Here is an 11689-nt window from a genome sequence, read left to right on the forward strand (position 1 = left end):
AATGTCCAAAGCAACGATTAATCCTGTCAGTCCTGGCGTGGCCGTGCCGGAGATTACCCTGGCGCCTGGCCGCACCGTGTTTGCCAAAGTGTGGGACAAATACGGCATGTTGCTGGTGTTCCTGGTGCTGTTTATTGCATGTTCGGCGCTGGTGCCCAATTTCCTGAGTTTTCAGAACATGCGTGGTCTGGGACTGGCTGTGTCACTAGCTGGCATGGTGGGCTGCGGCATGTTGTTCTGCCTGGCTGCCGGTGACTTTGACCTGTCGGTCGGGTCCGTGGTGGCGTGCGCCGGTGTGGCCTGTGCCACGATCATCAACATGACCAACAGCGTGACGATGGGGATTCTGGCAGGTCTGGCGACCGGGTTGGTGTTCGGCTTGCTCAACGGCATTATCGTGGCGTGGTTGGGCATCAACGCCCTGATTACCACGTTGGCCAGCATGCAGATCGCCCGTGGTATGGCGTACATCATCTCCGACGGCAAAGCGGTGGGCGTTTCGGAGGAAAGCTTCTTTACTCTGGGCAATACCAACTGGCTTGGCCTGCCAGCGCCGGTGTGGATCACCATCGCCTGCTTTGCCGTGTTTGGCTTCGTCATGCGCCGCACGTTGTTTGGCCGCAACACGCTGTCGATTGGCGGCAACGAAGAAGCTGCGCGACTGGCAGGTGTGAACGTGGTGCGCAACAAGATCGCCATCTTTACCTTGTCTGGCGTGATCTCCGCCTTTGCCGGTGTGGTGCTTGCTTCGCGTATGACTTCCGGTCAGCCGATGACGTCGCTGGGGCTGGAACTGACAGTGATCTCGGCTTGCGTGCTGGGTGGTGTTTCGCTCAAAGGCGGCGTGGGCAAGATCAGCTATGTGGTGGCTGGCGTGCTGATTCTGGGCACCGTAGAAAACGCCATGAATCTGCTGAATATCTCGCCGTTTGCCCAATATGTGGTGCGTGGTCTGATCTTGCTGGCGGCGGTGATTTTTGACCGCTACAAACAAAAATCCAGGTCTCGCGTCTGATGCGTTGTTTGCTTCACCGGTTGCAGTTGATCTGACGCAGCCCGGCAGGCCAGAGCCTTTGTATTCTGGTTCGCGTTCTGGCCGCCGGGCTGTGTTACCGCAAATAGACGAAATAACAATCCAGACGGCGCAAGCGGGCGCGTCACGAAGCCGGGCCACCGTGCCACAACGGTGATTCGATCAAATCAGAGAATGGCAGCGCTTGCCGCCACAAAAACAGGCTCGCCCGATGCAACCACAACATCTGGAAAAACCGGCAGAGAAGCAAAGCCTTGACCCGCTCATGCCGGGGTATTCGTTCAACTTGTATCTGGTGGCTGGCATCACGCCGATCATCGAAAACGGCCCGCTGGATTTCATCATTGATCGGCCCAAAGGCATGCAGGGCTTCATCATCAATCTCACTGTGGCCGGGCAGGGCAAGGTGTTTGATGGCGACGACGCGTTCTTTGTGAACCCCGGCGACATGCTGATGTTCTCGCCCGAAACCGTGCATTACTACGGCCGCGCGCCCAGCAGCCCCAACTGGTATCACCGCTGGATTTACTTTCGGCCGCGCGCCTACTGGGCACCTTGGCTCAAATGGCAAGACCAGATTCGCAACGTCGGGCGCTTGTGCCTGCCAGACAAAACGCTATACGCCGAGTTTGATGAGTTATTCCAGCAAATTGACCGCACTCATCGTGAAGGTCGGGTGACCAGCGAGGAACTGGCGATCAACCTGCTGGAGCGCTTGTTGATTCGCGCCTACGAAATTTCGCCGGAAAACCTGCCCAAACCGCTGGATAACCGCGTGCAGGAAGCTTGCCAGTACATCACCCGCAATCTGGGGCAGGAAATCGGGCTGGATGAAATTGCCCGGCATGTGTGCTTGTCGCCATCGCGGCTGGCACATTTGTTCCGCGACCAGATTGGCGTGAACATCCTGCGCTGGCGTGAAGACCAACGCATTATTCTGGCCAAACACCTGCTGCACAGCACGCGCACGCCGATTGCGCGCATTGCTGGCACCGTAGGTTATGAAGACCAGTTGTATTTCTCCCGCGTGTTCCGCAAACGGGTCGGCGTCAGCCCGAGCGAGTTTCGCAAGACCAGCGGCGAGCCGCTTTACCCGTACCAGAATCCCAATATGGACTGGCCGCATATTGACGTAGATGTCCCTGATAACGGCATGGAGTTTTACTTGTGACCTATCGACTGCTGGCGTTTGATCTGGATGGCACTTTGCTGGGCAACGATCTGCAAATCCGCCCGGCTTCCATCGCCGCCATTCAGACTGCGCGCGAGCTGGGTTACAAGGTGGTGATGGTCACCGGGCGGCATCACATCATGGCGTGGCCGTATCATCATCAACTCAATCTGGATACGCCGCTGCTGGCTTGCAACGGCACCTACGCCTGGGATTTCGCCCGTGGCGAAGCGCTGTTTGCCAAGCCACTGACCAAGGCCGAGGCCACCGCGCTCTTGGGATTGATTCGCCTGCATGATGTCCACGCGTTGCTGTATTTGCGGGACGCTCAAGCCTACGAAACGCTGGAACCGCATCTCACACACCTGCTGCATTGGGCCGAAGTATTACCCGCCGAAGTACGGCCAAATATGGTGCAAGTAGCGGATTTTGAATCATTGCTGCGCGCGGCTGATCTGGTCTGGAAATACGCGGTATCGAGCGTGAGTGACGGCAAAATCGAACCATTCATTGCCCAAGTCGAAGCAGAGCTTGGTCTGGCGTGTGAGCGTTCTGGCCATAACCGCGTGGATGTCGCCAGCGCAGGTAACAGCAAAGGGGCGTTGTTGCTGGAGTGGATCGCCACTCAGGGTATTACGCCAGCCGAAGTGGTGGCGTTTGGCGATAACTACAATGATTTGTCGATGCTGCAAGGGGTGGGATTGGGCGTGGCGATGGGTAATGCTGAGGCACCAGTGCGCGAACAAGCGGCACGGGTGATAGGCAAGAATGATACGGATGCGATTGCGGATTTTTTGCGGGATGAGATTTTTGCGAATGCCGTGGTTTAACGCTCAGTAACCCTTGCTAACTGCCTTTGTTCGCGCATTCAGTTCTGTCCACTTTTTTGCCATTACGCCCGCTACCATCCACCGCAAAGCCCAAAACGCATTGATAGCGGTTGCTCCCGATCACTAATGTCGCCGTGCTGCAATTGCCTGCGCTGGTTACGCCGATTAATTGGCGAGTTGCGGCCCCTTCGGACAAGATGAAATGGCGCTGTCCGGGAGCCAGGATAGGCACGATGGTTTTGCCCGGAGCGGGGTTCTGCTGTGCGTCGCGGCAATCCCAGTTATAGCGTGGGTCCGCGTGAGCAACGGCGCTGGCCAGCACCAGCAAGCCACAGGCAACAAGGTGTTTCATGGCAAATCCACAAGATGGTTATGCCACCATGTTAGCGGCTGGCCCGCTATTGTGGGCGATTCGCCCGGACGGATATTACTGAGCGGCCGTGCGTTGCCGCTGCAAGGTGAGCACGCTGTGGCCGCAAGTGAGCAGCACTGCCAGCCAGATCGGCACGTAGGTGCCCAGACCCGCCATGGTGAATGGCTCGCCCAAAAACAGGATGGAGATAAAAAACAGCAGGGCGGGTTCGACGTAACCCAGAATCCCCAGCACGCCCATGGGCAGCAATTTGCTGGCGGCCAGATACAGCGCAAATGCCGCCGCGCTCATGATGCCCAACAAGGGCAGCATTGCCCACAGCATGGGTTTGACGCTAAGTGCTTGGGTCGCCGGATGATGGGTAAACAGATAAAACGCCACAAACGGCAAGATAAACAGGATTTCCAGCAAGAAGCCCGCGACCGGGTCCAGTTTGATCCAGCGTCGCAGCATCAAGTAGGGCGGATAGCCGACAGAAGTCACCAGCGTGACCCATGAAAACGCCTGGGTCAGCCAGATTTCATGCGCCACGCCGACCATGGCGCAGGCCACCGCCAGCCACTGCAAACGGCTGGGTCGTTCGTGATAAAACAGGAATCCGGTCAGCACCATCACCAGCGGCAGCAGAAAATAGCCGAGCGAAACCTCCATCAGGCGGCCCACTTGCGGTGCCCACATGAAGATCCATTGCTGGATAAACAGCAGGGAAGCGGTGACTGGCAGCACCAGCCATAGTCTGGGTTCGGTGCGCAAACGCATGCATAGCGCCCGAAAACGACCCGTCTGCCCCAACAACACCAATGCCACCGCCATCGCGGGCACCGTCCAGACGACGCGCCACGCCACAATGCCCATGCCATCCAGTGGGCGCAACAAGGCGGCAAACCAGCCAATGGTGGCGAAGATGACAGAAGCGGTAACTGATAGGGCAACGCCCCGGCCGGATAACATGGAACACCTCTTTAGCGAGTGCGCATGCTAGCAGGCCGGTGAGTGCTGCGGCTATCAAGGCTTTCGAGAATGCCCAAGGCAAAACCAGAAACATCCCACAGAAACTGTGGCGGCTTTGCGTTAACATCGCGCGCCGTTTGCCGGGCAAAGGTGACCGCTGCCTCGCATTGGTACAGCGCAGCCACTATGCTCAACCGAGACTTCAGGTCGATTCGTTCGGCAATTCGTTCGACCACTAATTGCGCCGGATACCCCGGTTCAATACCCAATAAGAAAATCGCACAGGAGCAAATCATGCGTTGGAACGACATGCGCGAAAGCCAGAATGTGGACGACCGCGAAGGCCAAAGTGGCGGGGGTGGTGGCGGTGGATTTGGCGGAGGCGGACTGCGCCTGGGAGTAGGCGGGATTGTGGCGGTGGTGGTAGTTGGTTTGCTGTTTGGCAAAAGCCCTATGGAAATGCTCGGGCTGATCTCGCAATTGTCTGGCGGTGGCGCGCCGCAAGCGCAGCAGCAGCGCCCGCAAACCCCGGCAACCACAACTGCCAACGCCAATGATCCCAACAAATTGATGGTCAAAAAGGTGTTGGGCGATACCGAAGATACCTGGGGTCGTATTTTCAAAGCGTCCGGGCGCACTTACACGGCACCCACGCTGGTGTTGTTTCAAGGTTCAGTTGCATCTGGTTGTGGCCAGACCAGTTCGGCTGTTGGCCCGTTTTATTGCCCGACTGACCAAAAGCTGTATATCGATCGCGGTTTTTTTGACGAATTACGCAATCGTTTTGGCGCGCCCGGTGAATTTGCCGAAGCCTACGTAGTGGCACACGAGGTCGGCCATCACGTGCAGAATCTGTTGGGTATCTCGGAAAAAGTCAGCCAGCGCGAACGGCAGGTGAGCAAGGCGCAGGCGAACGCGTTATCAGTGCGGCTGGAGTTGCAGGCCGATTGTTTTGCTGGCGTGTGGGGCCACGATGCGGAGCAGCGGCAACTGGTGAATGGTCAGGACATGGATCAAGCCTTGGTCGCGGCCAACGCCATTGGCGACGATACATTGCAGCGCAATGCCGGGCGCAATGTCACCCCGGATTCGTTTACTCACGGCACGTCCGATCAGCGCCAGCGCTGGTTCCGTAAAGGCTTTGATAGCGGCAGTGTAGACGAATGCAATACGTTTACCGCCAAGCAGCTTTGACGCTGGCACGTTTGTCCGTACGATGGCGGCTCGATATTTGATCCAATTGATCTGGCAGCAGAATCCAGCGTTGGCGCTGGCCAGATCAATCACCCACCAGGACAATGTGAAATGAGTGTACTTCGAGCTGGATTGATCGCTGGCGTAGCACTGTGTCTGCTTGCCGCTTGTGGCCCGTCACCAGACGCACCCAAAATCGCGCCCGAGGCGCGCAAGGCGCTCGACGCGGCCAAAGGGGTAGAGCAAACGGTGCAGCAACAAGACGATGCCACGCGTAAACAGATTGATGACGCCAGCAAGTAATCATGGCCGTTGAAATGCTGGAAATCACCGCGCGCGTGGCGATTTCATTCGACGAATTCACCTTGACCGCCATCCGGGCCCAAGGCGCGGGCGGGCAGAACGTCAACAAGACCTCCACCGCAATTCACCTGCGCTTTGATATCAACGCGTCCAGCTTGCCAGAGCGCTACAAAACGGCGCTGCTGGCAATGAGCCACCATCTGATTACCCAGGAAGGCGTGGTGATCATCAAGGCGCAGGAACATCGCAGCCAGGAAATGAATCGTGTGTCCGCCATTGCCCGGCTGCAAAGCCTGATTCATGACGCCGGTGTGGTGCAAAAAGCCCGTTTTGCCACCAAGCCCAGCCGCAGCGCCAAACGTAAACGTACCGATCAAAAAGTACAGCGCGGGCAAATCAAAGCCATGCGCGGCAAAGTGGATTTCTAGACCCTCACGTGCCTGAATGCCGCTATCTGGCCGTCAGACGGCTGCCGCTGGTGTCGTCATGACATCGGGGTAATATCGACGCAAAGTCAACCGTAGATCAAAACCAGACGTTTCATCCAAGACCTGTCGGGTTTTTGTCAAAAAACTGACGGACAGTATCAATTTGTCATTTATTAGTTGAGTCGCTTACCGACTAAGAGGAATTTGATCATGGGTATTCTGGATACGATTGGTGAAATCGCCGGTGCGGTGGCTGCAGTTGAAGCTACTGAAAAAGTGGACCCGGATGCGGGTTTGCTGACCAAAGGCATTGCTGCAGTTGCCGGCTTCAAAGGCGCCGGTGCGCTGGAAGAAATGCTGGAAAAAAAGAAAGACGAAGCGCAAGACCAGGACGATAGCAGCACACCCGCCTGAGATTCTCTCGCGCGGCACCAGCCAGCCCGGCCCCAAAGCCCGGCTGGCTTTTTTGTCGTCGTAATCCGCCCATCTGCGCTTATCCACTTGTTCAGGCTGCGATGGCAACCGCATACTCGCTATCCCGCCAGCCCTCAGCCCATGATTCATAGAAAAAAAATGGAAAACCTGTTTGTTGCCCTGGTCTTGTTCTCGGCCATTTTGCATGCCAGCTGGAACGCCCTGCTGCATCTAAGCGCAGACCGGCTGTGGCAATGGGGCATGATGGCGGTGCCCTATGCAGTGATTTCCGGCATTGCCGTTACGGTGCTGCCACTGCCTGCGCAGGCGAGTTGGCCGTATATAGCGGCTTCCACCTTGCTGCAATTTGCCTACGCCTTTGCCTTGATCAAGGCCTACCGGGCGGGTGATTTCGGACAGATTTACCCGATTGCCCGGGGCCTTTCACCGTTGCTGATCGCTGGCGGCGCGTTTCTTTTCGCGGGCGAATCGTTGCACCCGCTGGCGCTGGGCGGCATCGGCCTGGTGTCGGTCGGCATCATTTCGTTATCGTTCAAAAACGGCTTGCGCTTTTCTGCCCAGAGCGTGCCCGCTGCATTACTGACCGGCGTGTTCATTGCCGGTTACACCGTGGTCGATGGCATGGGCGTGCGCCTGGCTGGCAATGCGTTTAGCTATATCGCATGGGTGTACTTGCTGTGGAGCATTCCGTTACTGCTGACGGTATACCGCTTGCGCGGTGGCTGGAATGGCCTGTTCTGGCAGCGAGTCATGGCGGCCAAAGGCATGGCCGCGGGATTGGTATCACTAACGGCCTACGGCATTGTGATTAACGCGCTGCAATACCTGCCAATGGGCATGGTGTCAGCGCTGCGCGAACTCAGTTCGATTTTTGCCGTGGCGATGGGCTGGCTGTTCATGCAGGAAAAACTCACGCTGCGGCGCCTGCTGGCTTGCGCGCTGGTGAGTATCGGTGCGGTGTTGATCCGGATCTGAACCGGCAAATACGTCGTAGGGCGGGCGCAGGGTGAATTTGCGTTGCAATCCACCCTGGCGAACCACTTCTCTGCCTTCTCCCGACGTATCGGGCTCGCCTCACAGCCGGAAATTGCCCACCAGCCGTTCCAGATTGGCCGCCAGCGTATTCAGTTGCTGCACGGCGGCCGCCATTTCTCCCACCACATGGCCGTTGCTTTGCGCCATGGTGCTGATGCGTTCCACATTGCGGGCGATATCCAGACTGGCCGACGACTGCTCGCGCGTGGCGGCAGCGATATCCACCATGCGGGTGACCAGTTCGCCGGTATGGCTGCGGACCTGGCCCATGGTGCTGTTGGCTTCGTCCGTCACACTCACACTGCCCACTACCTGATCCCGCGTGTGGGCGACGTCGGTAATGGCGTCTTGGGTATCCTGGCGAATGGCGTGCACGATGCGGGTGATCTCATGGGTAGCCTCGCCAGTGCGGGCGGCCAGTTTGCGGACTTCATCGGCCACCACCGCAAACCCACGACCCATTTCGCCAGCGCGGGCGGCCTCAATGGCTGCGTTCAGGGCCAGCAAATTGGTCTGCTCGGCGATGTCGGTAATCACTTTGACGATGGTGCTGACTTCTTGTGAGCGTGCGCCCAACTGACTCATACGCTCGGTCAGCGCATGCATGGTCTGCGTTACCCCGGCAATACTGGTCGCCACTTGCTGGACGGTTTGCGTGCTGTTTTCGGTGAGCTGGCCGGTTTCGCGTGCCAGGTCTTCGGCCTGATTGGCGGTGTCGGCAATGTGCTGAATGCTGACCGTGACTTGTTCCACTCCGGCGGCAGTTGCACTGGAGGCTTCGGACTGTTGCTGGGACGAACCTTTGACCGACTCGGCAGAACTGGCCAACTGGCTGGCTGATTGCGTTACCGCCTGGCTTTGCTGGCGCACTTCGACAAACATGCTGTGCAAACTGGCGATAAAGCGGTTGAACGCATCGGCGGTCTGGCCAATTTCATCGCGGTTGGTAATGGCAATGCGCGCGGTCAAATCGCCTTTACCCGAGGCCAGCCCTTCCATGGTGCCAGCCAGCCGGATCAATGGGCGGGTGAGGGCGCTGACCACGGCGTAAATCACCAGCAAAATCACCACCAGCGACACCACGGCGATGGCAATTGCGATGTTGCGCAAACGCACGGCAGGCGCGGTGATCGCCGCAGTCGGCACGCTCACGCCCAATGACCAATACTGGCCGGTGTCGCCAATTTTGATGGCGTGAAAGAAATGGGTGTATTCCTTGCCTTCCAGTTGAAAGTCTTCTCCGCTTTTGATCTTGCCCACAGCGTCGGCCAGGGGCGTGCCGCTTTCCACTGGTTTGCCTAACAGGCTGGCGTCTTTGGCCGCTACATACAGGCCGCCTTCAGATAACAGCGTGACGTAGCCGGTGTCATACGGATGCAGCGTGGATAACTGCTTTTGCAGATCATCCAGCGTCAAATCTGCCGCAGCAACGCCGAGGAACTTGCCGCTGTCGTCCTTGATGACCGATACCAGCGAGCTTTCCAGCACTTTGGCGTTGGCCACTTCATAAGGGAATGGCTCGGTAATGGTGTCGCGCTGGCGTTGTTTGGGGACGTAATAGAAATCACCCCAGCCTGGTTTCTCGTAATCCGGGACGTAGGTTTCCGGGTGATCGTGATATTTGGGGAAGTCCTTGATGCGCGAGGATTCCATCATGGTGTCGACGGTGGCTTTGCCATCTTTGCCACGCGTCATGTAGGGCGTATAACGGCCGCTCGGATCTTGCTTGGGCCAGTCCAGCCTGAAGGCATCATCATTGCCGTCAAACGCGTTGGGTTCCCACACCATCCACAAACCGGTTACGCCGGGTGCGTCGTCCAGCATGCGCAAAATGACGGTGTCGACCAGTTTGCGGTCGGTCTTGCCGATGGCCTTGATGCCACTCACCGCGCGCGCCAGATGGCGTGGCAACAAGAAGGTGCGGTCGAGCTGGTTTTGTACGGTTTGGGCGTAACTGACGGCTTGCTCTCGCGCCAGTTCAAAGCCTGCTTCTTCGGCGCGGTCGTAACTCATTTTGACCAGCAACCCGACCATGACGGCAAAGCCGATAAAAATGGCTGCTCCGGCAACCAGGACGATGCGTGTGCGTAAGTGGCCCCACTGCGTTTTCTGGCTCATGTTGTATCCCTTTGGCTCGCGTGCAAGCGGATTCCTGCCTCTGGCGGGCGCTATCCGTGTTATTGGCCGTTTTTACGGTCAGACCAGCGTTCTTGCCGGCCTGCCGCTGCAGTTGTTCGCGGCTCTGGCTGATTTTGTGTTGATGCTGGTTACGGCTATGCAATGAAGCTGGTTAACGAATGCATCGACCAGCGTGCTTATTACTTTAGCGATGAATTTGCAGATGTTCTTCTATTACCCGTGCCAGCGTGGCGAAGTGTCTGGCAATGTCATCGTCCTGAACACAGGCGTAGCCCAACAGCAAACCGCGCTCGGGCGCATTGGCCTGGCTGTAGTAACTGGAGAGCGGGCGAGTGGCGATACCGGCGGCGAGGGCATCTTGTGCAATCTGCCGATCATCCACGTGGCCGGGCAGGGTAGCGACCAGATGCAGGCCCGCTTCATCGCCACGCACGCTGACGGCATCGCCAAAGTGCCGCGAAATCTCTTGCATCAGTATTTCGCGGCGCGAGCCGTAGACATTGCGCATGCGGCGAATATGCGAGCTGAAATGGCCCTCGGCGATAAAGTCCGACAACACCGCTTGTTGCAGCAACTGGCCTTCGCGATACAACTCGGCCAGCGCCACGGCGAAAGGTTCGGCCAGCGCCGGCGGCACCACCAGATAACCAATGCGCAAACCGGGGTAAAGAATCTTGCCGAAGCTGCCAACGTAGATCACCCGGTCGGCATCATCCATGCCTTGTAGCGACATCAGCGGGCGGTTGGCGTAACGGAACTCGCTGTCGTAATCGTCTTCGATAATCCAGCAGTCACGCTGGCGGGCGAACTCCAGCAGCATGCGTCGCCGCGCCAGGCTCATCACCATACCTAACGGATACTGATGCGACGGTGTCACCAGCATCATGCGCGGCGGTGTGGCCAGGTCTTCAGGCGAAGGGTTGATGCCCTCGGCATCGACCGCGATGGGTTTCAATTGCAGACCAGAAGCCTGCATCACACTGCGCACGCCCCAGTAACACGGGTCTTCGGTCCACACCGCATCACCCGGATCGCACAGCAAACGTACGGCCAGATCAACCGACTGGTGAATACCGGTGGTGATGATGATTTGTTCGGGCTCGCAGCGCACCGACCGGGCATTACGCAGGTAATCGGCCAGCGCCTCGCGCAATGGCGCGTGGCCACCGGGTGGCGCGTAACTGAGTAACTCTGGACGCGGGTTGCGCATATGCCGCGCTTGCAACCGGCTCCAGATTGCGGCCGGAAAGCGCGTCACATCCGCCACGCCCGGCACAAATGCACCCCATTGCCGCCGTGACACACCGGCTGATGCAATCAAGCGCTGGCCACGTTGCGACAAATGTTCGCCGGAGTCGCTACTCGCCGGGGCGGCTGCGGCACTGCCCAGCATTTGTTGATCGGGCGAGCTATCGGCCACAAATGTGCCACTACCGGTACCCGCCAGCAGATAACCCTCAACCGCCAGTTGTTCGTACACCTGGATCACCGTGTTGCGGGCAATGCCCAGCTCGGTGGCCAGCATGCGTGACGACGGCAGTTTGCGCCCGGCCGGCAACTCGTGCGCCAGGATGGCTTCACGCAGCAATCGTTGTAACTGGCGATAGGAAGGCTCGACGCTGGCCTTGTCCAGGCGCTGGGCTAACCAGTCTGATAACAAGCTTGTTCGCAAAGTGGTTCCATTGTTTTAAAAAAAATGGCTCTTCTTGAGGGGGCCGAAGCTCACTATATTCGAGGCATTCCAAAGCGTCTACTCCGTTTTGCGCGGAGTAAGACTGCCAGACCAAACCACTTTTA

Annotated in this window: 12 protein-coding genes and 1 pseudogene; 8 read left to right on the forward strand and 5 right to left on the reverse strand. The window is 57.9% G+C overall.

Features of this window, described 5'->3' with window-relative positions; genetic code table 11:
* The first annotated feature begins 1 nt into the window (after position 1).
* From araH to P4L78_RS03470, 3 genes and pseudogenes are all read left to right on the forward strand, one after another.
* Positions 2-1015 carry an L-arabinose ABC transporter permease AraH gene (araH, locus tag P4L78_RS03460; protein ID WP_309326959.1) on the forward strand — a complete coding sequence of 338 codons (1014 nt, stop codon included), beginning with the start codon at positions 2-4 and terminating at the stop codon, positions 1013-1015.
* Between the two features lie 229 nt (positions 1016-1244).
* Positions 1245-2102 (forward strand): annotated as a pseudogene (gene araC / locus P4L78_RS03465) (arabinose operon transcriptional regulator AraC); the annotation flags it as partial.
* Between the two features lie 98 nt (positions 2103-2200).
* Entirely contained in the window at positions 2201-3034 is an 834-nt protein-coding gene (locus P4L78_RS03470; RefSeq protein ID WP_309326960.1) for a pyridoxal phosphatase, read from the forward strand.
* Between the two features lie 16 nt (positions 3035-3050).
* Here P4L78_RS03470 and P4L78_RS03475 read toward each other — a convergent pair whose 3' ends face one another.
* From P4L78_RS03475 to P4L78_RS03485, 3 genes are all read right to left on the reverse strand, one after another.
* Positions 3051-3386, reverse strand: a complete 336-nt coding sequence (locus tag P4L78_RS03475; RefSeq protein WP_309326961.1) for a hypothetical protein — start codon at positions 3384-3386, stop codon at positions 3051-3053.
* Positions 3387-3461: 75 nt separating this feature from the next.
* A complete protein-coding gene (gene rarD, locus P4L78_RS03480; protein WP_283148784.1) occupies positions 3462-4358 on the reverse strand; it encodes an EamA family transporter RarD in 897 nt (298 codons plus the stop codon).
* Between the two features lie 11 nt (positions 4359-4369).
* A complete protein-coding gene (locus P4L78_RS03485; RefSeq protein ID WP_283148785.1) occupies positions 4370-4669 on the reverse strand; it encodes a hypothetical protein in 300 nt (99 codons plus the stop codon).
* Here P4L78_RS03485 and P4L78_RS03490 point away from each other — a divergent pair.
* From P4L78_RS03490 to P4L78_RS03510, 5 genes are all read left to right on the forward strand, one after another.
* Positions 4653-5552 (forward strand): neutral zinc metallopeptidase, encoded by a 900-nt coding sequence (locus tag P4L78_RS03490; protein WP_309326962.1) that lies wholly within the window; start codon positions 4653-4655, stop codon positions 5550-5552. The two genes, P4L78_RS03485 and P4L78_RS03490, sit on opposite strands and share 17 nt — an antisense overlap.
* 111 nt (positions 5553-5663) lie before the next feature.
* Complete coding sequence (locus P4L78_RS03495) at positions 5664-5855, forward strand: hypothetical protein (protein ID WP_283148787.1); 192 nt, start codon at positions 5664-5666, stop codon at positions 5853-5855.
* 14 nt (positions 5856-5869) lie between these two features.
* On the forward strand, positions 5870-6283 hold the full coding sequence (arfB, locus tag P4L78_RS03500) for an alternative ribosome rescue aminoacyl-tRNA hydrolase ArfB (RefSeq protein ID WP_390901588.1): 414 nt from the start codon (positions 5870-5872) through the stop codon (positions 6281-6283).
* 210 nt (positions 6284-6493) lie between these two features.
* Positions 6494-6697: a hypothetical protein gene (locus P4L78_RS03505; protein ID WP_283148789.1), complete on the forward strand. Its 204-nt coding sequence runs from the start codon at positions 6494-6496 to the stop codon at positions 6695-6697.
* A 159-nt stretch (positions 6698-6856) separates the two neighbouring features.
* Positions 6857-7693 (forward strand): DMT family transporter, encoded by an 837-nt coding sequence (locus P4L78_RS03510; protein WP_309326963.1) that lies wholly within the window; start codon positions 6857-6859, stop codon positions 7691-7693.
* Positions 7694-7792: 99 nt separating this feature from the next.
* On the opposite strand, the gene P4L78_RS03515 is transcribed toward P4L78_RS03510, so the two are convergent.
* Positions 7793-9871 carry a methyl-accepting chemotaxis protein gene (locus P4L78_RS03515; RefSeq protein ID WP_309326964.1) on the reverse strand — a complete coding sequence of 693 codons (2079 nt, stop codon included), beginning with the start codon at positions 9869-9871 and terminating at the stop codon, positions 7793-7795.
* A gap of 205 nt (positions 9872-10076) precedes the next feature.
* Positions 10077-11564 (reverse strand): PLP-dependent aminotransferase family protein, encoded by a 1488-nt coding sequence (locus P4L78_RS03520; protein ID WP_309326965.1) that lies wholly within the window; start codon positions 11562-11564, stop codon positions 10077-10079.
* Positions 11565-11689 lie beyond the last annotated feature (125 nt).

Source organism: Silvimonas sp. (assembly GCF_031291215.1).
GTDB lineage: Bacteria > Pseudomonadota > Gammaproteobacteria > Burkholderiales > Chitinibacteraceae > Silvimonas > Silvimonas soli.